24 protein-coding genes are annotated in these 24,569 nt (G+C 33.7%); 12 read left to right on the top strand and 12 right to left on the bottom strand.

Going from position 1 to position 24,569, the window contains the following annotated elements; translation table 11 throughout:
• Positions 1-194 precede the first annotated feature (194 nt).
• The 4 genes from E7Z77_RS04525 to E7Z77_RS04540 all read right to left on the bottom strand — a co-directional run bounded on the left by E7Z77_RS04525 (position 195) and on the right by E7Z77_RS04540 (position 5,042).
• Positions 195-2,465: an FtsX-like permease family protein gene (locus E7Z77_RS04525; RefSeq protein ID WP_292750737.1), complete on the bottom strand. Its 2,271-nt coding sequence runs from the start codon at positions 2,463-2,465 to the stop codon at positions 195-197.
• Positions 2,466-2,469: 4 nt separating this feature from the next.
• On the bottom strand, positions 2,470-3,174 hold the full coding sequence (locus tag E7Z77_RS04530; RefSeq protein WP_292750739.1) for an ABC transporter ATP-binding protein: 705 nt from the start codon (positions 3,172-3,174) through the stop codon (positions 2,470-2,472).
• A gap of 168 nt (positions 3,175-3,342) precedes the next feature.
• Entirely contained in the window at positions 3,343-4,215 is an 873-nt protein-coding gene (locus tag E7Z77_RS04535; protein ID WP_292750741.1) for a hypothetical protein, read from the bottom strand.
• Entirely contained in the window at positions 4,137-5,042 is a 906-nt protein-coding gene (locus tag E7Z77_RS04540; RefSeq protein ID WP_292750743.1) for an ATP-grasp domain-containing protein, read from the bottom strand. Before E7Z77_RS04540 ends, E7Z77_RS04535 begins: the two co-directional genes overlap by 79 nt.
• Positions 5,043-5,201: 159 nt before the next feature.
• On the opposite strand from E7Z77_RS04540, the gene hisA reads away from it, so the two are divergent.
• From hisA to pyrI, 5 genes are read left to right on the top strand one after another with little or no spacing between them, the layout of a single operon-like run.
• Positions 5,202-5,939 (top strand): 1-(5-phosphoribosyl)-5-[(5-phosphoribosylamino)methylideneamino]imidazole-4-carboxamide isomerase, encoded by a 738-nt coding sequence (gene hisA / locus E7Z77_RS04545; RefSeq protein ID WP_292750745.1) that lies wholly within the window; start codon positions 5,202-5,204, stop codon positions 5,937-5,939.
• A 4-nt stretch (positions 5,940-5,943) separates the two neighbouring features.
• A complete protein-coding gene (locus E7Z77_RS04550; protein WP_292750747.1) occupies positions 5,944-6,408 on the top strand; it encodes an FAD synthase in 465 nt (154 codons plus the stop codon).
• Positions 6,409-6,419: 11 nt separating this feature from the next.
• On the top strand, positions 6,420-7,442 hold the full coding sequence (gene argC / locus E7Z77_RS04555) for an N-acetyl-gamma-glutamyl-phosphate reductase (protein ID WP_292750749.1): 1,023 nt from the start codon (positions 6,420-6,422) through the stop codon (positions 7,440-7,442).
• A 25-nt stretch (positions 7,443-7,467) separates the two neighbouring features.
• Positions 7,468-7,962, top strand: a complete 495-nt coding sequence (locus E7Z77_RS04560; RefSeq protein WP_292750750.1) for a flavodoxin domain-containing protein — start codon at positions 7,468-7,470, stop codon at positions 7,960-7,962.
• A 6-nt stretch (positions 7,963-7,968) separates the two neighbouring features.
• Complete coding sequence (pyrI, locus tag E7Z77_RS04565; protein ID WP_292750752.1) at positions 7,969-8,448, top strand: aspartate carbamoyltransferase regulatory subunit; 480 nt, start codon at positions 7,969-7,971, stop codon at positions 8,446-8,448.
• A 4-nt stretch (positions 8,449-8,452) separates the two neighbouring features.
• Here pyrI and E7Z77_RS04570 read toward each other — a convergent pair whose 3' ends face one another.
• Positions 8,453-9,661: a GMC family oxidoreductase gene (locus E7Z77_RS04570; RefSeq protein WP_292750754.1), complete on the bottom strand. Its 1,209-nt coding sequence runs from the start codon at positions 9,659-9,661 to the stop codon at positions 8,453-8,455.
• 180 nt (positions 9,662-9,841) lie between these two features.
• Between E7Z77_RS04570 and E7Z77_RS04575 the strand changes: the two genes are divergently transcribed.
• From E7Z77_RS04575 to E7Z77_RS04585, 3 genes are read left to right on the top strand one after another with little or no spacing between them, the layout of a single operon-like run.
• Complete coding sequence (locus E7Z77_RS04575) at positions 9,842-11,212, top strand: TldD/PmbA family protein (protein WP_292750756.1); 1,371 nt, start codon at positions 9,842-9,844, stop codon at positions 11,210-11,212.
• Positions 11,212-11,769 (top strand): TIGR00296 family protein, encoded by a 558-nt coding sequence (locus E7Z77_RS04580; RefSeq protein ID WP_292750758.1) that lies wholly within the window; start codon positions 11,212-11,214, stop codon positions 11,767-11,769. Before E7Z77_RS04575 ends, E7Z77_RS04580 begins: the two co-directional genes overlap by 1 nt.
• 8 nt (positions 11,770-11,777) lie before the next feature.
• Positions 11,778-12,809, top strand: a complete 1,032-nt coding sequence (locus E7Z77_RS04585; protein ID WP_292750760.1) for an NOG1 family protein — start codon at positions 11,778-11,780, stop codon at positions 12,807-12,809.
• Between the two features lie 221 nt (positions 12,810-13,030).
• Here the strand turns inward: E7Z77_RS04585 and E7Z77_RS04590 are convergent, their stop codons facing one another.
• From E7Z77_RS04590 to E7Z77_RS04600, 3 genes are all read right to left on the bottom strand, one after another.
• Positions 13,031-13,423, bottom strand: a complete 393-nt coding sequence (locus E7Z77_RS04590; protein WP_292750762.1) for a hypothetical protein — start codon at positions 13,421-13,423, stop codon at positions 13,031-13,033.
• A gap of 397 nt (positions 13,424-13,820) precedes the next feature.
• Positions 13,821-14,348 carry a CPBP family glutamic-type intramembrane protease gene (locus E7Z77_RS04595; protein WP_292750764.1) on the bottom strand — a complete coding sequence of 176 codons (528 nt, stop codon included), beginning with the start codon at positions 14,346-14,348 and terminating at the stop codon, positions 13,821-13,823.
• Between the two features lie 208 nt (positions 14,349-14,556).
• The gene (locus E7Z77_RS04600; protein ID WP_292750766.1) at positions 14,557-16,116 is read right to left on the bottom strand and encodes a flippase; all 1,560 of its coding nucleotides are present in this window, start codon (positions 16,114-16,116) and stop codon (positions 14,557-14,559) included.
• 106 nt (positions 16,117-16,222) lie between these two features.
• Between E7Z77_RS04600 and E7Z77_RS04605 the strand changes: the two genes are divergently transcribed.
• The 3 genes from E7Z77_RS04605 (at position 16,223) to E7Z77_RS04615 (ending at position 19,452) form a co-directional block, all read left to right on the top strand.
• Positions 16,223-17,323, top strand: a complete 1,101-nt coding sequence (locus E7Z77_RS04605) for an oligosaccharide repeat unit polymerase family protein (protein ID WP_292750768.1) — start codon at positions 16,223-16,225, stop codon at positions 17,321-17,323.
• Positions 17,320-18,390, top strand: a complete 1,071-nt coding sequence (locus E7Z77_RS04610) for a hypothetical protein (RefSeq protein ID WP_292750770.1) — start codon at positions 17,320-17,322, stop codon at positions 18,388-18,390. The genes E7Z77_RS04605 and E7Z77_RS04610 overlap by 4 nt, the downstream gene beginning before the upstream one ends.
• A gap of 471 nt (positions 18,391-18,861) precedes the next feature.
• The gene (locus E7Z77_RS04615; RefSeq protein ID WP_292750772.1) at positions 18,862-19,452 is read left to right on the top strand and encodes an Hsp20/alpha crystallin family protein; all 591 of its coding nucleotides are present in this window, start codon (positions 18,862-18,864) and stop codon (positions 19,450-19,452) included.
• A 40-nt stretch (positions 19,453-19,492) separates the two neighbouring features.
• On the opposite strand, the gene E7Z77_RS04620 is transcribed toward E7Z77_RS04615, so the two are convergent.
• Entirely contained in the window at positions 19,493-20,503 is a 1,011-nt protein-coding gene (locus E7Z77_RS04620) for an SIS domain-containing protein (protein WP_292750774.1), read from the bottom strand.
• Positions 20,504-20,597: 94 nt separating this feature from the next.
• Between E7Z77_RS04620 and E7Z77_RS04625 the strand changes: the two genes are divergently transcribed.
• Entirely contained in the window at positions 20,598-21,224 is a 627-nt protein-coding gene (locus E7Z77_RS04625) for a DUF447 domain-containing protein (protein ID WP_292750776.1), read from the top strand.
• Here E7Z77_RS04625 and ade read toward each other — a convergent pair.
• The 3 genes from ade to E7Z77_RS04640 all read right to left on the bottom strand — a co-directional run bounded on the left by ade (position 21,221) and on the right by E7Z77_RS04640 (position 24,561).
• Positions 21,221-22,936 (bottom strand): adenine deaminase, encoded by a 1,716-nt coding sequence (gene ade, locus E7Z77_RS04630; protein WP_292750778.1) that lies wholly within the window; start codon positions 22,934-22,936, stop codon positions 21,221-21,223. The two genes, E7Z77_RS04625 and ade, sit on opposite strands and share 4 nt — an antisense overlap.
• Before the next feature lie 2 nt (positions 22,937-22,938).
• A complete protein-coding gene (locus E7Z77_RS04635) occupies positions 22,939-24,159 on the bottom strand; it encodes a TIGR00300 family protein (RefSeq protein ID WP_292750780.1) in 1,221 nt (406 codons plus the stop codon).
• A gap of 99 nt (positions 24,160-24,258) precedes the next feature.
• Positions 24,259-24,561, bottom strand: a complete 303-nt coding sequence (locus tag E7Z77_RS04640; protein ID WP_292750782.1) for a DUF5518 domain-containing protein — start codon at positions 24,559-24,561, stop codon at positions 24,259-24,261.
• Positions 24,562-24,569 lie beyond the last annotated feature (8 nt).

A 24,569-nucleotide genomic window follows, 5' to 3' on the forward strand; every position in this document is an offset into this window, starting at 1 on the left:
CTCTTTTAAATTGACATTATGCTTCAGCAAATTAAAGTGCTATCGATTTAATTCAAAATGGCGAATTGGAATTTTCATTAACATCAAGCATTGAAGCGAAAAGACCCTGTTAAAATAGTGATAGTTATCTGCAAAAGCTAAAAAAATAAGATTTATTCAATTTTGACCCAAATTAAGTGTGAATAGATAGAAATCTATTCAACACCTTTTAGGGACTCCACCATGTCCAAATTCTTAATCTTGCGTGAAAACATCAAGTTTACAAGAATTGATAATGAAAATGTTATCAAAGCTGTTATTATCACATTTGTAAGAGTTATGGAAGGCAAAATATAAAATGAATCGCCTGAAGACTCCCACATTACCTTTAATATGTAATAACCAATTGGAATACCCAAAACAAATCCAATTGCTGTAAACCATAAGTTTTGTGTCAGCAAGAGCCTTCTTAAGGACCCTGTTTTGAAACCCAAAACCTTTAATGTGGCTATTTCACGTTCAATTTCAGTGAAGGACAACAGTCCTAAATTATAAAGAACCACAACTGCTAGAAGAGATGCGAAGAATATTAAAATGTATATCAGCAGCCACATTGCTTCAGTCAGTTCATCCCAACTGGAAGTCATGTCCTTCATTGAATTGGCTGTTTTAATGGCTGAGTAATTTTTATCCACATGTTCACTTGTGACAATGCTTGTCGGAGTGTAGTTCAAATCCAAATCTTCAAGTTTATCGCTGGACATTATGAAACCCTGAGAAGTAGGATCGGCATGGATTTTATCTATTTTTGTCTTGATCCATTTATCGGAACCCATTATATGCCATTTAACTGTATCTCCAACATCGACACCCAACATATCAGCCATTTTTTGTGAGATGGAAACTTCATCATCCGCTATTTCAATCCTATTCCAATTATAATCGGTAGGAGTTATCAAATCAGTATTGTTTAAAACCAATAGAGAACCTGACTTCTTGGCCGAATCGGACTCTATTTCAATGGCTGATTCCATTATCTTATCACCGTTAACCTCATCCGCAACATCATCAATTTCAGACAGGCTTGCTTCATCATCTATAACCAATTTGGAATCATAATGGTTAATTTGATTAAATTCCCACTCTTTCAAATCATTCATTCCATCATACATTCCGAATGCAGATATTAAAAGTGCAGTACAACCAATAACTCCGATTATGGTCATTAAAGCTCTGAATTTATTTCTTTTTGCATCACGATAATTCCAACGAGCATTGAAAGATAAATGCTTCCAAAATCCAAATTTCTCTACGAAACCTGATGAAGACACCTTAGGGGCCTTTGGCCTTATTGTATCTGCAGGATTTTCATTGAAAATACTTTTTACAGCATAATATGAAACCAATACTGACAGTACAATCATTGCCGCTGCAACATATACAAAATCCATGCTCCATGCAGGTTGCCATGAAGGCAATATATAAGTGGAACTCATTGATGGATAAAACAGTTTAGGCAAGGTCATCGGTCCGACAATCAGACCTAAAATGGAACCAACCAAAACTAACCAGAATCCATATGATACATAATGAAACATTATGGCCCTGTCCTTAAAACCGCACGCCTTTAAAATACCGATTTGTGTTCTCTGATGGGCAATTATTCTTGTCATTGTTGTCAATAGAATCAGCATTGCAATCATTATAAATACTACAGGGAAAATTCCTGACATCATTTTATGCTGGTCCATCTCTTCTGAAAATTGGCTTACACTGCTATGCTCTGACCTTTCAACAAATGAATTGTAATCCCCATCCAATTTATCAGACAATAGATTATTGAAAGTATCGGCTTTTCCATCAAACTTCACATTTAAAACATTATATGGAACATCATCAATTGGAAATGCCTTATAAGATAAATATGCAAAACCTATTTTGGAGAAATCCGGGATTACAGATGATTTTGAAGCATGATAAACATATTCCGGAGAGTAACCTACTCCTTTGATTTCTTTTTCAATTTCAAGTCCGTTGAATTCGAAGGTGATGTTATCTCCAACTTTCAGGTCTTTAGCATCTGCAAAACTTTTATCCAACCATACTCCGTCATCATCACTAATGTTTAATGGTTCCCCATCAACCAGATAGAATTTCGAAATTGTATTGTTTTCAACGAAATGCAGAGTAATTTCCGGATCGTTTGAAAAGTCTGCAACCGAATCTATGACCAATTGCCTTTCCATCTGTGTGGTTGGACCCAAGCTGTTTACATCATCCAGAAAATCATCATCCAGATTAGCTGAGTAAATCCAACCGTCCGCTAAGTTGGTATCATTATAAAAACTGTCACTATTAACTTCAAGGCCTACTGATTCTCCGCCGACACCAGCAAAAACAAATACTCCTAGAAATGCCATTAAAAAAATAGATATAAATTGAGTTTTGTGCTTGCGGATGTCTCTCAACATCTTTTTGAAAAGCATAAACTCACCATTCTAAATCAGTGACCTTTTTTGGATTTTCATTTATGGCTATGCTTTCTATTTGGCCGTTTTTAATCCTGATTACCTTATCTGCAGCTTCAGCCAAGATTGCATTGTGTGTAACGATGACAACAGTTGTATCTTTGTTATTACTCATATCCTGAAGCAGATTTAAGATTAAAACACCAGTTTTTGAGTCAAGTGCTCCGGTTGGCTCATCACATAAAAGCATTGTAGGCTGTTTAGCTACTGCTCTTGCAATAGATACTCTCTGTTGTTCCCCACCGGACAGCTGTGCTGGAAATTGACTGGCATGGTCCTTTAGTCCAACTGAGTCCAGAACATTCAATCCATTGATATCCACATCTACAATGTCTTTCATAAGCTCAACATTTTCAAGAGCTGTTAAATTCGGAATCAAATTATAAAACTGGAAAATGAATCCCACATGTTTTGCCCGGTAATCTGTAAGTTGATTATCATCAAATGATTCAACATGATTTCCATTTACAATAATCTCACCGGAGGTAACTGTATCAAGACCTCCCAAAAGGTTTAAAAGTGTTGATTTACCTGCACCAGATGGTCCAAGGATTACAACGAACTCCCCTTCGCCAATTGTAAAATTGACAGAATCCATAGCTTTTAAAATGTGATCTCCAGATTTATAAATCTTATCAACATTTTTAAATTCAATTATTGTACTCATTAAAATAGCCTTCTTATAAATTATATTATTTAGTTAATAATATATTAATTCAAGTATTTAAAATTTAGGTATGCCTAAAAATTAATGAGAATGAAAAAATGGAATTACCGAAGAAGAACTTGTTGCATTCCTCACACATGGCAAGTGTTTCTAAGCAAAAGTAAACTTTTATTCCAAAATTCTTTTTGAAGCCATAATTCCCGTATTTAATCCATGTATCGGAAGTTCTATTCTTAAATTCGAATTAATCAGCAGTGCTTCAAGACCTTTTCTTTGACCCGGAATATATTTGTAGGTTGTCTCCGGAACAAAAATCGTTCCACCATATCTGATATTTGAGAATATTTTTAAGATAATTTCTACGGCAAGATCATCTCTTCTTCCAATTAAACTCTTATTTAAATTAACGATAATATAATCAAATCCCTGATTAATACTATCAATCTCATCAGCACTTATCTGTACGATATTCGGGTTATCCAGAAATTGGTCTGTGATTAAAAGCCCGGTTCCATTTTCTACAGTCAAATCAACAACTTTTTTAAGCTCTTCAGTCAACTTATCTTCATCCAGTTCATGAATTTTATCTAATTCAGAACTTAAGATTAATGAAAATGCATTTTTTTCAATGCTTCTTAAGAAAGTTATATCCTCATGCAGAACACCCTTTTCCTCATTTACCAGATATATGATACCATAAGCAGAATTCAAATCTACTGTTTTGCCATAAAATATTCCATCAGCAACTATTTCATCAAAATTAGATTTATAAAAACTTTTCAGGTTCAGACTTATATTACCCCATGAAGAAGATCTGGCTAGAATATCCTCAGGGACAATAAACATTTTCAAAGCGCCATGTGCAATCAATCTGTATCTTTGCTTTGCCTTATTGAAAAATTTTTTAGGCTTTAGATATGAATCAAGGATGCTGTCGGTTTCATGCTGGCCAGAAATCCTATCTAAAAATTTTGCAGGCATGTTTCCACCGCAAGGGCGGCAATTGACTTCAATGAGTACCGGACCTTTTTCATCAAGCATATACTCCCCATGAACCGGACCGTATTCGATTCCAAGGCATCAGCCACACCATACGCATATTCAACAACTTCAGCTTCACCAATACCCAAAGCATCAATGGTTTCGACAGAATCATATACAATGGCTCCGTCGGAAGTTTTTACTTTACTGTATTTCCAAATTAAAGTTACATAATGATGTCCTTTGTGGGAAACTGTATTGACAATATACTCCTCACCCTTTATGCGCTCCTGAACCAATAACTCTTTGTTCTCTTGCCCATAATAATTTTTACAATGGAATAATTCTTTGATTGAATCCACCATTTCCTCTTTGTTTACACAAATGCGCACACTGGCAGACCCTGCACTATACAACGGCTTAATAACAACCTCACCTAAAGATTCCTCATCATAAAATTTTATGGCTTCCTCAACTGACCGGATTTTTCTTCCCCGAATTGACCTGAGCCCATGCTGAGCAATCCTGTTATGCATTTCATCTTTTAAGGTCATTGCATCCAGATTTTCTATGGAATTGCACAGAAGACCCAAATCATTGGATAATTTAGTTGCTAAAACAACTCCATGTTCATTGCCTGGCAAAACCAATTCAGGATTGAGTTTTCGAACTTCTTCAAGAGTTTCTTCATAAGTTTCCTTTTCAAAAATCATCTCAAATTTTTCATCAATACGATCATAGTGTTTCTTAAGCATTGCCTTATAACCTTCAACATCTGAACTGGTGTCTTTTAATTCCAATACAATTGGATTATAACCCCTATTTATTATATCACCTATGAAATTTACCCCAGTGGAGATGCAATCTACTATAATAATGTTTCTCATAATATCTCCCAACGTAATATCAACTAAAAAAAAAAATATGTAATTGGTGCTCTATAAATATTATAAAATTTTTTTTAAAAAAAATGTTACAAAACAATAGATATAAAAGATTTTAAAACAGAAATTATATTATAATAAAATATTACAGGAAAAATGTAGATGTCATTTAAAAAAGATGAAATGTTGATAATGCCTGCAGTCGACATTAAGAATGGAAAATGCGTACAGCTTGTTCAGGGCGAACCTGGAAGTGAAATGGTCGAAATAGAAAATCCAGAACTTGTTGCAAAACATTGGGAGGATTTGGGAGCTAAAAATATCCATGTCATTGATTTGGATGGGACCATCAATGGCATTGCCAGCTTCGACATCATTAAAAGAATTCTGAAAGAAGTTTCCGTTCCAATTCAACTGGGTGGTGGAATCAGAAGTGTGGAATATGCTCGTGAACTTTTGGATTTAGATATCGAAAGAGTGATTATCGGAACTATGGGAATCCAGAACCCCGAAACAATTACAAAGCTTTCAGATGAATATGGTTCTGACAGGATAATGATTTCACTGGACAGCAAAGACAACAAGGTAGTTATCAAAGGATGGCAGGAAAAAATTGACAAAAGCCCAACTGAAATATCACAGGAGTTTAAAGATCATGGTGCTGGAAGCATCCTATTTACAAATGTAGATGTTGAAGGGCTTTTAGGCGGATTTTACACAGAACCTGTAGAAAAACTTAAGAAATCAGTAGATTTGCCTATTGTCTATTCCGGAGGAATTACAACAATAGAAGATATTAAAAAATTAAATGAAAGTGGTGTGGAAGGAGTTGTTATTGGTTCTGCACTTTATACTGATAAGATTGATTTGACTGAAGCATTAAAATACCAAAAGAGGTAATTGAATGAAAAAAGTAATGGCAAGTGGAACTTTCGATTTGCTCCATCCGGGACATGGAGTTTACTTGGAAGAAGCGAAAAATCTTGGAGGATATAATTCCAAGCTTTATGTAGTGGTGGCAAGGGATTCCACTGTAGAGAAAAGAAAAAGAGTCCCAATTGTTGGAGAAAATCAACGTTTAGAATTGATTAAAATGTTAAAACCCGTTGATGAAGCTTATCTTGGTAACGAAGATGGAGATATCTTTAAAATCGTTAAAGATATTGACCCTGACATTATAGCTATAGGGCCTGACCAAACCCATAATGTTGAAAAATTACAAAAGGAAGTGGAAAAAAGAGGTCTTAAAGCACGTGTGCAACGTGTTAAAGTTTATCATAAAGATGAACTTGACAGCAGCTGCAAAATAATTAAAAAAATTAAAAATACGAACTTTGAAGGAAAAATATTAGATAACTGTGAAGATTAAGGAGATTATAAATGTTTAAAGTAGCAATTATAGGTGCAAGTGGATATACCGGCGGAGAACTTTTGAGAATGTTATTAAACCATCCTGAAGTAGAAATAAGTGATATTACTTCAAGACAGTATGATGGCACACCAGCACATAAAATTCATCCGCAAATAAGAGACTCAGGACTTGAATTTAATAACAAAAGTCCATCAGAACTTGATGCTGATGTAGTGTTTACTGCAACCCCTCACGGTGCATCAATGAAAATTGTTCCAGAGATTTTAGAGACCGGTGCAAAAGTAGTTGACTTAAGTGGAGATTACAGATACAGGGATACAGCAGTTTACGAAAAATGGTATGGCATGGAACACACGGATAAGGAAAATAAAGGAGCATTCGGACTTCCTGAATTATACAGAGACGAAATCAAAAAGGCTAACCTGGTAGCTAATCCTGGATGTTTCCCAACAGGAGCAATCTTATCCTCATATCCGTTAGTAAAAAATGATTTAGTGGAAAGAATAATTTTAGATTCAAAAACTGGAGTTAGCGGCGCAGGAATTAACCCATCCGCAACCACACATTATTCTAATATTGCAGACAATGTGAATCCATATAAGATTTCATCACACAGACACATGTCTGAAATACAACAGGAATTACATGGATTTGATGATGTGAAAGTTTCATTTACACCTCATTTAGTGCCTGTAAACCGTGGAATTCAAACTACAAGCCACAGCTTCTTAAAAGAAGAATGTTTGGACATTACTCCAGATGAAATTAGAGAATTGTATGAAAAAGAATATGGTGATGAGTACTTTATCAAACTTATGGATGAAGGAGAAATCCCTCATTTAAGTGCCGTTAGAGGATCCAACTTTGTACATATCGGTGGATTTGAAATTGATGAAACCGGAAGACTTGTTATGCTCTCAGCAATTGACAATCTCGTTAAAGGTGCATCCGGCCAAGCTATACAAAACATGAATATCCTACTTGGCATTGATGAACATGTGGGATTGACACACTTCGGAACACATCCTTAAAAAAAAAATAATTGGCGATGATAAAATGGCTACATTAATAATTTATTATTCACAAGGGGGAACTACTGAATTAGTAGCTAAAACATTAGCAAAAAACTTAAAAGCAAGTACCGTAAGAATTCATGATTTGAAAAATCGTGACGGTTTTAAAAACAAAATATTTGCTTCAATTAATGCATTTAGAGAAAGTAAAACCAATATTGTTCCTGCCAAAGTAGACCTGACCGAATATGATACCATAATATTCGGAACACCTACCTGGTCTGGAAACCCAACACCTGCAATCTTAACAATTATCGATAGATGCAACTTAACTGGAAAAGATGTGATGTTATTCGCTACAATGGACAATAACCGTGGCGATACAAACATTGAAAGACTTGAAGAAAAGGTTAAAATGCGTGGAGCAAGAGTTATCGAAAGCTTTACTATTGCCACTAAAGGAAAAAGTCCTGAAAAGATAGTTTACGATACTGAAGCAATTATCGAAATGAAAGATTTAAAAATGTATATAAGGTAGATTAAATTGATTGAAAATGAAAAATCCGAATTGAAAATACGAGCTATTGAAAATGGAACTGTAATTGACCATATTACTGCCAATAAAGCATTGCACATTCTTAAAATTTTAGGACTCCCCGATAATGAAACCAAAAATGTCACAATAGCCATGAATGTATCTTCTAAGGAAATAGGCAGAAAGGACATTTTGAAAATTGAAAATAGGGAATTGGATCATGAAGAACTGAATCAAATTGCTTTGATTGCTCCAAAGGCTACAATAAACATTATTAGAGATTATAAGCCTATTAAAAAGGATAAGATAATTCTTCCTGAAAAAATTACATCAATAATTAAGTGTACAAATCCAAAATGTATAACAAATTATGAAAATGAACCTATTACACCAATTTTCAATGTAATTAACAAGTATCCTCCCGTTGTCAGATGCCATTACTGTGAAAAATTAATAAAAACAGAAGATATCGATAAACAATTCGAATAATCTTCTATTCATTTTTTATATAATCCGCCAATCTTTTAGCTAATGCAAGTATTGTTAATATAGGTGGCTTTCCAGGTGATATTGGCAATACACTTGCATCGCAAACAAACAAATTTTTAATTTCAGTTTCCAGATTGCTGTCAACGATTTCACCAATCTTTGCAGTTCCTCCCGGATGCGCACCCCTATAAACAGTTGAACCGATTGTTGTTGGGTCAACACCCGCTTTTTCTAAAACAAATCCTGCAGTAGCAGTTCCTTCAGCCAAATATCTGATATCCTGAATGGTATTTATTTTAACAACATCCCCATCATCTGTTACAAACCCTTTGCATTCATCAGGAGTTTTAACCATGATGCTTAAAATGTCTTTATCGGTGACACTATCATCCGGAATATTTGCACGGATAAATGATGAGAAATGCGGTGCTAAAACAAAATTTTCACCGATTATCAAACCAGCCATCTGAACTTCAGTATTGAAGTTGATGTCTTTTAGATACCCCCCAACTGTTACGAACGGATCGAAAAATATCTCACGGCCGGCTTGGTCAAATCCTGATTTTCTCAAGATTAAAGTAGATCCGATGGCCCCCGCGGATAGGATCACCTTATCTGCTTCGATTATCTGCTCCACATCATCCTTAATGTATTTTACAGCTGAAACTTCACCATTTTCATTTAATATTTCAGTTACTTCAGCTTCACAAATCAGTGCTGCTCCTGCCTCAACTGCCTCATCGATAAAGTCCTTTCCTGAAAATTTAGCATCCTTAGGACATCCGAATGCACACCTTCCACACTGCGTACAATCCTTCTCCCTTATAGCTTTCGGCATTTTTAAAGTGTTGAGGCCAAGTTCGCGGCCGGCATCTAAAAATGCCTGTGTACCTTTTCCAATGTGAGAATCATCCAACTGATGTACATCCACCAAATCTTCAACATATTCATAAGCTTCTGTTAAATCAATATCATAATCAAGCAACTCATCATCAAGTGCACGCACCATATTTGCCAGCGCTACAATAGTTGCTCCTCCAACACAGGTCGTTGTCAGCAAATCCACATCTTGAGAGTACTTATCATAATAATTAAATGCATCTTTTGAGTTTATATAAGGTCCTTTTTCTAAAATTGTAACGGGAAATCCATTCAATGAAAGTTCACGAGCCAAAATTCCTCCACCTGCACCAGTACCTACAATAACAATCATTCAATCACCTAAAATATTAACATGTGTTATATTATATTTCCTATTATAAAAACTTGTATATTAGTTATGTCAATCAAAACAGATAAAACTAGTTAAAAACAATTAATTAAAAAACTTTTATTAAATATGTAATTCAAACATATAATATTATATTTATATTAACTCTTAATGAGGGATAAAATGGAAGAATATATCAATCTATTCGAAAATATTATTGCAAAAACAATGCCTCAAGTAGATTACATCGACATTAGAGCAGGAATTGGTGAAAATACTTCATTATTGATGAAAGATGGTAATGTCGATGAAATTAACACTGGAATGAGCTTAGCTGCAAGAGTAAGAGTGCTAAATAAAGGAGCATGGGGTTTTGCATATACTACAGACTTATCTAAAATGAATGAAATTACTGAAACTGCCATTAAATTCTCAAACTCACTTAATGGAGATGTTAGTTTAAGTGAAACTGAAATCATCAAAGATAATGTTGCAGTTGATGTTAAAATACCTTTTAAAGATGTTTCAATTGAAGAAAAAAAAGACATTATGAAACAGGCGGCTGATTCCGCAAGCATCGATAAAGTCAACAGCACTACCGTGGGCTATGGGGATAGTGATGTGAATGAGTTATTCATGAGCAGCGAAGGCAGCGAAATTCAAGTTAAAACCAGCCGGGTGAGAATGGCTTTAAATGCATCTGCAACCAACGGTGAAATTATCCAATTTGGACATGGAAGTCTTGGAGGAGTGAAAGGATTCGAAGCAATAGCAGATGCTGATGTTGAGGAGTTTGGTAGAAAAATAGGTGAACAAGCTATCAGATTACTTGATGCTAAACCTGCACCTTCCGGAAACTTTCCTATAATAGCAGACCCTGAATTGACAGGCGTTTTAATCCATGAAGCATTAGGACATGCTGTTGAAGCTGACTTAATATTACAAAACGATTCCATATTAAAAGATAAAATGGGTACAAAAATCGCATCAGATATTGTGAACATCTTTGATGATGCAAGTTTAAAAGACGGATTCGGATATTACCCTTATGATGTGGAAGGCATTAAGACCAAGCCAAATCAATTAGTTAAAGAAGGTAAATTGATTTCACTTTTAAATTCCAGAGAAACCGCATCCAAATTAGGTATGAAATCATCTGGAAATGCAAGATCAATAATATCTGACCAGCCAATTGTAAGAATGAGCAATACTTACCTTCAACCAGGAGACAACACCTTTGAAGAGTTAATTGAAGATATTCCTGACGGAATTTATCTTAAAGGTTCCAAAGGAGGTCAAGTAGATACATGTAAAGGAATTTTCCAATTCAATGCAGATGAAGGTTACTTGATAGAAAAAGGTGAAATTACAACACCGTTAAGGGATGTTTCATTATCCGGCAACATTTTAGAAACATTAAAAAACATAGATGCCATTGGCAATGACTTTAAATTAAGCGTTGGATTTTGTGGAAAAGATGGTCAAACTGTACCTGTTAGTGATGGCGGACCGCATACAAGAATATTAAATGCATTAGTTGGAGGAATGGGATAATGATAAGTGATAGAGCTGGAAAATACTTAGTAGAATTAGCGAAAGATTCAATTAAACATTATTTGGAAACCGGTGAAAAATTAGATAAAGGAACAGGTTATCCAACTGAATTAGATGAAAAATTAGGGGTTTTTGTAACATTGAACAAAAATAATTACTTAAGAGGATGTATCGGATATGCCGAACCTATAATGCCTGCAATTGAAGCAACAATCGATGTTGCAATCGCTGCGGCAGTCAACGATCCAAGATTTCCACAAGTGACTTTAGATGAATTGAAAGAACTAGATTTGGAAGTTACAGTATTAACCAAACCTGAAATGATTATAGTGGCCCATCCGGACCAATACTTTGAAGAGATTGAAATCGGACGTGACGGATTAATTATCCAAAAGGGTTATTCACGAGGACTATTGCTTCCACAAGTTGCAACAGAAAACAAGTTCAGCATTGAAGAGTTTTTAGAACATACCTGTATGAAGGCTGGAATTAGTGCAGATAGCTGGATGGATGAAAGTTGTGATGTGTTTAAATTCCAAGGACAAATTTTTGAATAGTGATTAAAATGATGATACCGACAATACCTACAACACAAGAATTGCTCGATAAGGGTTTCAGTAGGGGTAAAAAGCAAGCAGACCTGGTCAGAAGCCAGAAAATACCTAAACATCTGAAAGGTAAAAGAATTGAAGAAAGAAGAGTAGTAACATCATGTCAAGTTATTAAAGATAAGCTAAAATCAATCATAGATGCCGTTCCGGAAATCGAAGAACTACATCCGTTTTATCAGGACTACATCGATATTACTGTTGGTGTAGATGATATGAAACAGGCATTGGGAGGACTTAATTGGGCTTACGGCATTATAACACAACTTGAAAAAGAATATGGTGCAAAAATTAGGAAAAATCCATCCGAAAAAGCGACTGCCATCCAAAAGCAAGCTTATGGAAGAATAGCTTCCGTTGTAGAAAAAATTAAAAAAGATTTGGACTTTTTGGATTTTGCAAAACAAAACTTAAGGAATATGCCAACTATTGACTTTGACGCCACCACAATTGTAATTGCCGGTTTTCCTAACGTTGGTAAATCAACATTGCTAAGGCAAATCAGTGGCGCAGATCCTCAAGTTGCAAATTATCCGTTCACCACAAAAGGTATACAAATCGGTCACACCGAAAGGCACTGGAAACACATTCAGATTATCGACACTCCAGGATTGCTTGACAGGCCCGTTTTAGAAATGAATGATATTGAAATGAATGCTATAGTGGCTCTTGAACATTTGGCTGATGCCATATTATTTATTTTCGATGCATCTGAAACCTGCGGATTCCACTTAGACAACCAATACAATCTTTTAAAACAAATCGAAAAGATTTTTTCTGAAATACCAATAATCTACCTATTTAATAAGATGGATCTTATTGAAGATACCGAATACCTTAAGGAATATATTGACGATGAAGAAAATTCAATATTCATTTCTGCAATTGAAGGTGAAGGTATAGAAGAAATCAACAAAAAGATTGATAAGATTAAAAAAATAGAACGTCATACTGAAGAAGCAGAAGACGATGATGACGAATATTACTAAATTCATTGAATTGAATCTTAAAAAATAGACTTGAGGAGTTATTCTCCAAAATTAAATTAAAAAGAAAATGAGGAAAATGGGAAAACTAGTTTCCCATTTAACTATTTTTGAATAGTTACACTACAGTTTTAGAATGCAATTGCTTCAACACTGTTGTTGCTATTGAAGCTGCTTAAGAGTGAAGCTAATTGAGCGGTGGTCATGTTGGTTGAATCTTTAGCCTAAGCAACTACAATGTATTGTTCATCACCGGATTTGATTACTTCTGAAACACCATGGGTTACGTGTTCATAATCAGTGAAGTTTGCAGTGTGATTTGAGTTAACATCAAGTTTTAAATCGTCATCACCTACAATGTATTCTCTTCCGTCATGATGAATTACGTGATCTAAAACATCATCGTTGTCAATGTCATCGTAAACATCGTCATTTACATTTTTAAAAACTAAAATTCCAGCATCCTGATTTCCATTAGCATATGCTGAATAATACTTATCGCTGTACACATTTTTGTACGTATCATCTACTTTGAAATCGTTTACACCTGCTGCACAAACTCCTCCTGCAAGAAGTACGCAAACAATCATTGCGAAAAATATTTTTTTAATATCCATAAATATCACCAAAATTTATTATATGAAAGAGAATTTTGAATTCTGACTTTCTAAGTACAAATAACTATATGAAACTGACCACATATAAAGATTTTCGAATGTAAGTACTCATTTACATTGTTATTCACTAAATAAAAGATTTAAATCAATTTATAGATTAAAATATTCATTTTAAACAAAAATATATTAACAAAGTTATTTTAGCCAAATTATAAGAAACATTCAAAGCATCTATTCCCTATCTAACTGAGAATCCCGCTCATCTAATCAGGATCCATTGGCGAATACGTAAATGGGATAATAACTATTTGCTTATTTTTCTCAAATAACCCATTTAGAATTGAATCAATTAAAGTGAATAGGTATGAGTTAATGATTTATTCAAATTAACTTATACCTATGCCAAACCCAATAAATGTACTATATCCGGGATTAAATCAACAATTACATGAATTATATATGATACTACCACATTTTTGGTTTTTAAATATGCATATAACTCAAATATGGAACCTAAACCCTGAATTAATAACACTTGTAATATTTTTCCGCCATAAGTATTGCAATGAAGTAAATCAAACAGGAACAAAGAGACAACAACGCCTAACATTAAAGACAGCTTACGATTATTTGTAAATTTATATACACCGAACATGACCAGCAATAAAACAAATATTTTAAGGAACTCTTCACCCCATAATTGTATGAATTGGTCTATAAAATGAGCTAGGGTTACCGGTGCGGAACTGCCAGCATGAGTCGCAGTCTGTATGCCCAATCCAAATAAAATGATTGCTATTATGAACACATATAAATAATTTCCAATGACACATCCTAAAATAAGTTTTATATCTTTTAATCTTGGAATCTTAAAAAATAACCCGTAATTTCCTTTACAAATATAAAGTGCCGGAACTACTCCCAATAAAAAAAGTATCAGGGAAAAATTATTCTCCCTAAATGGCATATCTTTTATGGTAATATAAGCAATCATTAATAACTGAAAGGAGTAACATTAACCATTCTGCTGCGGATAACTTTGGAACATCATTATAAAAAGGAAAATCAACTCCATCCTCTAAAAATTCAAATTTATCTTTTAAATTAAACATGATAACAACCGGATTTCCACATTACTCTTCAATTTTATATATTAGACCTTTCTTTTCAATATATTTAACTATTTTATGAGTATATCTTTTTAGTATAGGGACCTTGTTCATATACTGGCTAAAAAAGCTTATATCTCTTTTTGTTAAAACTTTTAACCTTATCAATGATAAAAGATAGATAGAACTGCCTATTATGCTTCCTATGATAAAACCGATTAATGTTTTAGGAATTACATAACAGACTACCATTAAAATTAAATTGCAAATTAACACCAGTAATATATTTTTCCAAGGGACAGATATTTTTGTAGTCTTAATTACTAACAGCATTATAATAATCATTAATATGGCTGTGGTTATTGTTGTAGCTATGGCAGCACCTATAATACCCATTATGTTAACAAAAAATACATTCAATACAATATTTATTAGAGTGCCAAAAAGCAGCAGATACATTGGCAATCTAGGATTTCCAGTACCTTGAAGTATGCTGCTACTAATCATATATATGCTATAAAAAGACATTCCTATTACTAAGATACTTAAAACTCCTGAACCCGGATTATAAACGTTTCCAAAGAGTAATTGAATAATAGGTGTGCTGAACATGCTTATAATTACACACATAGGAATGACTGTAAGAATGCAGTATCTTAAACAGTCTACAACATATTCCTGCAATAACTTTTGATTTTTTAAAACATAAGCCTCTGCTGTTGCAGGAAGCAATACTGTTGAAATTGATAGTGAAATAACTAATGGAATTCTTGAAATAGGATCCGCAGCATTATAAAACCCTACATCTGTAGAAAACATAAAAACACCGATGACTAAAGTGCCAACATCATAAATTGCCATTTCAGATAATGCAGTAATAGCTACAGGCACTGCAAAACAAATCAACATCCATAATAATTTTAATTCTTCTTTAAAACTTAAATCCAATGAATCTTCTGAATAGAACATTGGGCTAATATATTTTTTATACAAGAATACTGCAGTTATGGCCGAAACTATGAAACCAAACGCTCCCCCTAATACGGCACCCATAGCATATAATCCGCAATAAACAAATACGACAGCAAAAACAATTGTTGCTAACTGTTCGGCCATCCTATTATATACGGTATATTCATTTTTATAAACTCCTTGAAATGCGCCTCTCATAGCTCCAACAATTACACTAAAAGGAGTTATAAGACTAACAGCCCTTAAAGGCCATACAACTAGTGGTTTATGGAATATTACGTTTGCAATAAAATCTGATGAAAATAATAGGATAATGCTTAATAATATTGCCATTAAAACCATGAACTTGGTTGCAGTATAAATAACTTGTCGGGTCAATGCCTTTTCATCTTTTGCATTATATTCTGCAACATATTTTGATATTGCGGGAGGTAATCCGCCAGCAGATAAAATTTGGAATATTCCTTGAAACGGTAAAGTTAATCCATATAACCCATATCCTTCAGGTCCGAGCATTCTACTCATTAATAGTCTATTAATGTAGCCCCCTACTCTAAAAAGTAAGTTGCCTATTACTAAAATGAAACTATTCTTAAGTACCTTATTAGACATAATCTTCACTTATTCAATATATAAAATGTTTATATAACTTTATAAAAATATAATTATATATTTAGTATTTATTTGAGGCTAATTAACTATTTTATGGTAGATGACTATGGATTATAAAAAATTTGATATTTTTTCGCCAATGGTATTTGTTCTATTGATTATTATTTATTTAATGTTTTCAGAAATAGCCTTTTATTCTCATTTAAATAAGTTAATTGGTGTTAATCTTTACACTATCGGATTAATATTCTTAGGAATTGTATTTTATATCATAGGAATTGCATTATCAAATTATTTTCTTAAGAATAAGGAAATTAATCTAAATAGTGAAAAAATAGATAAAATTTTCTCGGAACGTTTAGTTTTATCAATGGTAATACTTGGAATCTTACTTCAAATAGCCAATCTAATCTACTTGGGAGGAATTCCCTTATTTAGCGGTTATCTTAAAGCACGTGCCGCAACAAGGATATGGCTATTAAGTTATCTAATCTTTTTGCCTTCTATTAATATTCTAATAGCAAAATATGATAACAAGAAATATTATTTACTGTTTATATTAGGTTTATTATTGTTTGTATCTACAGGTTATAGAACAACCGCAATGGCTATTGTAATAAGCGTATTGATAACACTGTATTACACTAAGGATTTGCCTTGGAAATATTTGATCTTATCCATAATTGCCATATTCATATTGCTGGTGGTAGTGGGATATGTTGCAGTTAAATCAATTGAATGGCAAACCTGGACAACAACTCCAATTGAACTATTATTCTATAGGGCAGGATATACCTTACAGGTCTTAGACCATGCAGCGTTTCTGCAGGGCAGCACTCACGGCCAATTATTATACAATACATTGATGGGATTTTTTAAATCTTCAGATCCAAGAGTAATCGTTGGCTCAACAACATTAGGTCATGCACATTCAACAACTTCAACAATTTTTGGACCTGCACTGTTGGATTTTGGAACATATGCCATGCTATTGCAAATGATAATCTTAGGATTTATAATGAATTTAATTTATAAAGTACAGATCAATGTCAAGAGTATTTTCATTGCATTGTATGCAATATTGATGGCTCATTTAATAATATGGATAGAAACAGGACCTACCGATTTGGTCGTGATTTTATTCTATTTAATTTCAATAATTATATTAATTTATTCAGTTAATTTAGAAAAGGTGAGTAATAAATGAATATCGCTGTTGTAGCAGAAACGGCTCCTGCAAAAGCCTTAATTCCTATCATTGAAAAAGTCGATGCAGACATTCTATCTTTGACTCATAGTGAAGGGGCAATGGAATTATTGGGTCCTTACAGTAAAGAAATTTTTTCAATAGGGGAAGGTCGAAGGAACACGACAAAGAAAAGAAGCAATTTTACAATAGGCAAACTTGTTTTAAAAGATACAATCCGCACATACAAGGCTTTAAAAAAACATCCTATCGATTTAACATTAACATGCGGGAATGCCGGGGATGTGCGTAAAGGAATTGCAGCATCAAAAAAATTAAATTTGCCAAAACTTCATATAGAACAGGATATTTATAACCCGATAGAAATGATAGCATATGCCGACTTAATCACTGTTCCAAATAAGGTGGCTATGAAACAATTAGAAGAATTGTACGATATTACAAATACTGTAAATATAAAAGGATATCCTCAGGCTGAATACGTAAGCAGAGTTCCAATAATAGAACCCGAGAAAATTTATGAACAGTACCAACATGATGATTTTTATGTTCTTTTTTTAGGTGGAGATACAAGAGCTTCTGATATTCTCGGAATAATTAAAGAAGTGGAAAAAATAGATAAAACAATATTGGTCATTCCATTTAGGTTTGAAACATCTACTATAACCCCCCATATCACTAAAAACAATATTTTTGTTGTTGAGGGTTATGTTGATTTAATTAGTTTGATGAATGCTTCACAGGGAGTAATTTACTGTGCAGGAATGGGCGTGACAATTGAAGCTGGTGCTTTAGGAGTTCCCGCAGTAAAAATTTTGGGTTTCCATACTCAACATGCAAGTAATGATCTGGCTCAAGATTTAGGAATAGATGTTGCTTCCACACAGGATATAAGTCATGCGGTTTCCCGGATGAAAAGACCTCAGGGCAAACGTTTGATTAAAGATGGTTGTAAAGCAAGTCTTAAAGTAGCTGAATTAACTACAAGTATGGACTTATATAACCAAAATTGTGGTGGTCTCAGTAGTTTAAGGAAAATCTGGAACCATAGAAAACAGTATCGGTAAGACGCTCTTAATTATCTTTTTTTAATTTAACCATATAAAAGTTAACAGAATTCCTAACATCCATCAGTTTTGAGTATTTCCTAATGAAATATTCAAATAAAGTTAATATTAAAAAGAGCATATAGTTACCCAAACTATATTCAAAAAAATAGTACTCACCTCCAAATAAAGAAATTTTAATCTTAAAAAAAAAAACATTAAAAACATAAATTATACCCCCGCCCAATCAATAAAAATAAATTGATTAAAAAAAATGTAATCTGATTTTAAAGATTTAAAAACAAGTATTTGGAACATTGATAAAAGAATTTGGGAATTCAGAAAGAATAAAGCATCATACATATGAAAAACCAGAGATTAAATATAATATTTTTTAATAACTTTTAGTAAATTTAATAGAAAACTTTATATACTAACAAAAAGTAACTAATACTTGAAAATAAAAATTCATCAATAAGGAGTGTGAAAACTATGGTAGACTCTGAAACTATTGACACTGAATTTACAGAAAAAGAAGAAACCTTTGAAGAAAATAATGACGAAGAAGTAAACTTCGATGATAAAAAAGACGAATATAAAGAAAAATTCGACGAAACTAGAGAAAAAGGAAAAACTATTGCAGACAATGTATTGACTGATTTATACAAAAGTATTGATGAATTCAGAGAAAGCATTAAAAATATGCAAAAAAGTGCAGATCAAAAATATTCTGATTACAAAAAATCAACAGTACAGTCCATTGACATTGATTTAGTGGAAACCAAAGACTTTTACTACATCAAAGCTGCTGTGCCAGGTGTTTCCAAAGAAGATGTTTTAATCGAAGCAGGTGACAATGACATCACTATCGAAACTAATTTCAAACCTTACATCGAAGAGTTTGAAGAAGATGAAGAAGCTGAACTCATTGTATCCGCTATCAAAAACGGAACTTGCGTTAAAACTGTAAGATTCGAAAACAGCATCGATCTTGAAAACATCAGCGCAAAATTCTCAAATGGAATTGTTATTATAACCATTCCAAAAATGATTATACCAAAAACTAAAGTAAATGTAGAATAAATTCTACATTTCATCTCTTTTTTATTTTTAAAAAAAAAAATTAATATCTGACTTTTCCTATGTGTCTTGTAGCACCAGGATCTTCGCCATTAAAGTGTGCTAAATAATATACAAACCATTCAAGTGGAATTACAAAGATAAACGGCGATAATAATTTATCCACAGATGCATAATCCTCCAAATTATAAATTATTGATTTCAACTCTAAATTTTTGGAAAATTCAATAGCCTTATCTGTGATTTCATCAGATGGAAACTCTGATTTTAGAATGATGATTGGAACATCCTTTTCAGCCCTTTCGATTAGTCCATGCCTAAATTCGGCAGAATATTCCGGGCAAGCATGTTTAACTGCCCCTTCCATAAGCATGGTCATGGCCAATTTATAAGCCAAACCAAAGTTAGGACCGCTACCAAGACAATAAAAAATATTTTCATCTTTAAACTCTAAAGCAAGTTCCTTACTTTCCGCTTCAGTTAGAAGCAGTAACTTTTCCAACATTTTTGGCATCTCGGAAAGTTGTGCCAGCAATTCTGTTTTATACTCGTAATCGCTTGCCTTGAATAAAATCTGATAAAGACATGCCAACTGAGTGATGTAAGTCTTAGTGCCTAAAATTGCTGTTTCAGTTCCACATCTTGTTATAATTGGAGTTTTAGCTTCTTTAATCATAGAACTTTCAGGTTCATTTGAAATAGCCACAGTATGAATGCCAAACTCATTGGCCCTTCTAAGTGATGCCAATGTATCTGCAGTCTCACCGGACTGGGAAGTGAATATCGCAATAGAATTTTCATCTTCAACCAATCTTTTATTGTAGTAGAATTCATATCCTGTATAAACTTCTATGTCAATATTGGTACTTGACATCCTAATTGCATCACGTACACTATAGCAAGTTGAAATAGAACTGCCGCAACCTATTAAATAGACTTTATCAGCTTCCAAAACTAAATTTGAAACTTTTTCCAGTGCAGCGAATTCTGCTTCGAAAGTCATTCTAAGTGACTCCGGTTGCTCCATCATTTCATCATACATTTTATATTTCATGGCTTAAACTCCTAAAATCAATGTAATAATATTAATAGTATATATTTAAATATATAAAAATGTTTTTCAATTAGAAAATCTTAAAAATGATAATATGGAAATAGATTTAGCTTCAATCGGAATGGAAAAAGGAAGACAATACGAAACAATAATCACGACAGTTAACAACGAAAATTTAAAAAATGCCGCCCCTATAGGGGTATTGTGTTCCGGAAAGGATATTATAATAAACCGCATTTTCAAGGGCAGTCATACTTTGGACAACATCATTCTGCAAAGAGAGTTTATTGCAAACATCACACATGATCCTGAACTATTCACCAAATCAACCCTTGGAAATTTGCCTCCGGAGTGCTTCAATGAAAATAATTCCCTGAAGGATGCTGAAGCCTATTTTAAATGTGAAGTAATTAGTTTAAAGGAAGCCGTAAAACAAAGTGACCCCATCCGAAAGAAAGAAGAAGCAATTGTCATCAAGTCAAGAGTTACCGAAATTGTAATCAATAAACCTACAAAAGCGATGAATAGAGGATTTGGCTATGTCATTGAAACGTTATCCAATTTTACCCGTTTTGACCTTGTGGATGAAAAGCAAAAAGAATTGTATCTTAACAGATTCAGGGAAGCGAATCGCGTTGTAAAAAAAATCGGTTACAAACAGGACATGCAAGCAATGGAAGCAATAAAAAAAGAGTTAATAAAAAAAGGTTACGAACCTTAATTTTTAATAACATCAATAAAATCAAATGAATCTCCGTCAAATAGCCCCCTATCAGAAATTTTTAAAGATGGAATTACTAAAAGAGCCATGAATGCCATAGTCATGAATGGGGATTGCAGTTCACATCCTAAAGCCTTAGCCATATGATGTAAAATACCCAACTTATTGGCAACATCATATGCGTCTTCATTACTCATAAGCCCTGCAATCGGAAGCGGCAATGAATCGGAGAAGTCCTCACTCACAACGGCAATACCTCCACCATCCTCAATGACCTTATTGACGGCTTGTGCCATCATTTCAGAATTATAACCCACCGCTATAATATTATGAGAGTCATGAGCAACAGATGAAGCAATAGCTCCCTTTTTAAGACCAAAACCTTTAATAAAAGCATTGGAAACAGTATTGCCACCATAACGCTCCACCACGGATATTTTTAAAACATCCTGAAAAATGTCGGGCTGGACAATACCATCTTTAACATATAATTTTGCAGTGGCTTTTTTAGTTAATAAATCCCCATCGAAACATTCGATTACATTAACTTCACATTCATCACTATCATAATGTATATCAAAATCCTCAGGTGTTTTTTTAGAAGCGTTGATTGAATTGGAAGGTTCAATTTCCGGAACATCAAATAAGACATTTTCACCATCGAAAACACATTCGCCAGCAACATATGTCTTTAAGACATTGCAGTCATATATGCTGTCAACAATTACGAAATCCGCCTGCGTACCTTCCATTATAATTCCGCAATTCAACTTATAATGGTATGCTGGATTAATTGTCACCATGTCAATAGCTTTTAAGATATCAATTCCTAAAGAAACTGCCTTTTTAATGGATAAATTCAAATGCCCCTTAATCAAATCATTTGGATGCTTATCATCACTAACTATAAAATCAAACATTGGAGAATATATTTTTCTTTCAAATACATCCGTATATAGAGCACCTAGCATTTCAGGATTTTTTATGAGTGACTTGCCTTCATCTATATTGAAAAGACCTTCCATATCCATAGCAGATGAACCGTCACGAACCATAATTTTCATGCCTTTAATCTTTTTTTCAAAAGCTTCTATAATATTGCTGCATTCATGGTCCGTACTTATACCATGAGCAAGGTATTTATCCAAATCTTCACGAGAAAGCAGAGGCGCATGACCATCGATCGGCTTTCCATATTTTTTTGCCAATTCCAATTTTCTGATGACTTCCTCATCGCCATTTATAACACCAGGGAAATTCATCATTTCCCCCAATGCAACAATTTCATCTTTTTTAAGCAGATATTCAATATCGGATGAATCAATAACAGCACCGGAAGTTTCAAATGAAGTGGCCGGCACACATGACGGTGCGGTGAAATAAAAATTAAATGGAACTTGGCTGGCATTTTTAATCATTGCTTCAATACCCTCAATTCCTAAAACATTAGCTATTTCATGAGGGTCACAAACCACAGAAGTAGTACCGTGGCGAACAGCAATTTTAGCAAATTGTGCAGGAGTAATCATACTGCTTTCAATATGAATATGTGAGTCAATAAATCCGGGAATAATTAACCCCTTAACATCCACAAGTGTTTCCTCATTGACTGTGATTGGAGCGACTTCCGTAAAAATTCCATTTTCAATTGTAATCCTAACAGGACGAATTGTATTGGAGACAACATCATAAATATAAGCTGTAAAACTCATTTTTATTCCTCATTTAAAGCATTGTAAAGAAGTGGTAAAAATGTTCCGATATCTGTAACGATACCAACTACCTGTGCACTTCCCCTGTCAGACAATTTAGTAACAGTGGATGGGTTTATATCAACACAAATGCTTTTAACTCTTGAAGGCAGGAGATTACCAGTTGCAATTGAATGGAGCATTGTTGCAATCATAATTACCATGTCAACTTCCTGAGCATAGTGTCTCATCAACTTTTGTGCCTCAATTACATCCGTTATAACATCAGGAAGAGGCCCGTCATCACGGATGGAACCTGCGAGAACATATGGAACATCATTTTTGATACACTCATACATGATTCCGCCTGTCAAAGTACCGTCTTCAACGGCATTTTTGATTGATCCTGATTGATTGATTCTGTTGATTGCCCTCATATGGTGAGTGTGACCATGAGCTACAATCTTACCTGTTTCAACTTCAATACCTAAAGATGTGCCGAACAAGTTTGATTCAATATCATGAGTAGCTAAAGCATTACCGGCCATAATAACATCAATATATCCGTCTTTTATCAAAGAAGCAAGATATTTTCCAGATCCAGTGTGAACAATAGCTGGTCCACCAACAATTCCGATTTTTCCTCCTTTTGCTTTGATTTCCTTCATTTCACTAGCAATGCCATTAATCAAATTCATTAAAGGCTTTTCAGAGGATACTTCGCTGTTCATGAACTCAAATACCTGCTGTTCATCCCTTGATCTGTGAGGTGGTGTAACCTTAACACCTTCAAGACCGACAACAATCTTATCGCCTGCTTTTACATCAGCAATCGGTTTGACAAAAGCTCTCCTTTTCGCTTCATCGACAACGACCAAACAGTCCATTTCAATTTCTTCAACAGGAATCCAATCCCCATCATAGAAAATATGAGTGGTATGATTGGATGATGAATAAAAGCCTTCAGGAGCAACCTTATCCTTTGTTGATGCAACAAGTTTTACTTCTTTAATCTCATCAATTGACGCACCAAGAACAGATAATTCATCTAAAATAGACTCTAACAATTCGGGAGAATCCGCGGAAACTTCAATTTTCGCATGACTAATGTCTGATTTCTTACGTCCAACGTCAATTTCCAAAATATCAAATTCTCCACCTTTGTCCATGATTATGCCCATTGTTTTGGTTAATGTCAACGAGTCAATAATATGGCCCGAAAGCTCAATAATTCTTTTATTCATAACAATATGCTCCATATATTAATTAATATTATAACTATGTTTTGAATGATATTTAATGATATTGTTATGTTAAAAAAAAGAAAAAAAGAAAAGATTAAATTATTTTACAAAATTTGATTGAATTACTTTACCTACAAATCCACCAAAAACGCCTAATATGACATAAATTGGTATGGTAAATACGGTTAACATGAAAAAACTTGAGATAATTCCTATTATGGCTCCATAAACTAAAGCATATTTTGTTGAATTAACAGTGAGAAAACCTGAAACTGCTGAACCGATCATCACCCAAAATAAATGTAATATGCCCATTGGAAAAATTAAAATAAGAATTACAGATATGATTGTCCCAATTATTACCGGTTTGAATTCAAAATCATTTACAATATCTTCTGACATAATCTCCA

The sequence above is a fragment of the Methanobrevibacter sp. genome, assembly GCF_015062985.1.
Classification (GTDB): Archaea; Methanobacteriota; Methanobacteria; order Methanobacteriales; family Methanobacteriaceae; genus Methanocatella.

Coding starts and splice junctions, on each gene's coding strand:
- E7Z77_RS04525 (WP_292750737.1), bottom strand. CDS start 2,465: ATGCTTTTCAAAAAGATGTTGAGAGACATCCGCAAGCACAAAACTCAA.
- E7Z77_RS04530 (WP_292750739.1), bottom strand. CDS start 3,174: ATGAGTACAATAATTGAATTTAAAAATGTTGATAAGATTTATAAATCT.
- E7Z77_RS04535 (WP_292750741.1), bottom strand. CDS start 4,215: ATGCTTGATGAAAAAGGTCCGGTACTCATTGAAGTCAATTGCCGCCCT.
- E7Z77_RS04540 (WP_292750743.1), bottom strand. CDS start 5,042: ATGAGAAACATTATTATAGTAGATTGCATCTCCACTGGGGTAAATTTC.
- hisA (WP_292750745.1), top strand. CDS start 5,202: ATGTCATTTAAAAAAGATGAAATGTTGATAATGCCTGCAGTCGACATT.
- E7Z77_RS04550 (WP_292750747.1), top strand. CDS start 5,944: ATGAAAAAAGTAATGGCAAGTGGAACTTTCGATTTGCTCCATCCGGGA.
- argC (WP_292750749.1), top strand. CDS start 6,420: ATGTTTAAAGTAGCAATTATAGGTGCAAGTGGATATACCGGCGGAGAA.
- E7Z77_RS04560 (WP_292750750.1), top strand. CDS start 7,468: ATGGCTACATTAATAATTTATTATTCACAAGGGGGAACTACTGAATTA.
- E7Z77_RS04570 (WP_292750754.1), bottom strand. CDS start 9,661: ATGATTGTTATTGTAGGTACTGGTGCAGGTGGAGGAATTTTGGCTCGT.
- E7Z77_RS04575 (WP_292750756.1), top strand. CDS start 9,842: ATGGAAGAATATATCAATCTATTCGAAAATATTATTGCAAAAACAATG.
- E7Z77_RS04580 (WP_292750758.1), top strand. CDS start 11,212: ATGATAAGTGATAGAGCTGGAAAATACTTAGTAGAATTAGCGAAAGAT.
- E7Z77_RS04585 (WP_292750760.1), top strand. CDS start 11,778: ATGATGATACCGACAATACCTACAACACAAGAATTGCTCGATAAGGGT.
- E7Z77_RS04590 (WP_292750762.1), bottom strand. CDS start 13,423: ATGGATATTAAAAAAATATTTTTCGCAATGATTGTTTGCGTACTTCTT.
- E7Z77_RS04600 (WP_292750766.1), bottom strand. CDS start 16,116: ATGTCTAATAAGGTACTTAAGAATAGTTTCATTTTAGTAATAGGCAAC.
- E7Z77_RS04605 (WP_292750768.1), top strand. CDS start 16,223: ATGGATTATAAAAAATTTGATATTTTTTCGCCAATGGTATTTGTTCTA.
- E7Z77_RS04610 (WP_292750770.1), top strand. CDS start 17,320: ATGAATATCGCTGTTGTAGCAGAAACGGCTCCTGCAAAAGCCTTAATT.
- E7Z77_RS04615 (WP_292750772.1), top strand. CDS start 18,862: ATGGTAGACTCTGAAACTATTGACACTGAATTTACAGAAAAAGAAGAA.
- E7Z77_RS04620 (WP_292750774.1), bottom strand. CDS start 20,503: ATGAAATATAAAATGTATGATGAAATGATGGAGCAACCGGAGTCACTT.
- E7Z77_RS04625 (WP_292750776.1), top strand. CDS start 20,598: ATGGAAATAGATTTAGCTTCAATCGGAATGGAAAAAGGAAGACAATAC.
- ade (WP_292750778.1), bottom strand. CDS start 22,936: ATGAGTTTTACAGCTTATATTTATGATGTTGTCTCCAATACAATTCGT.
- E7Z77_RS04635 (WP_292750780.1), bottom strand. CDS start 24,159: ATGAATAAAAGAATTATTGAGCTTTCGGGCCATATTATTGACTCGTTG.
- E7Z77_RS04640 (WP_292750782.1), bottom strand. CDS start 24,561: ATGTCAGAAGATATTGTAAATGATTTTGAATTCAAACCGGTAATAATT.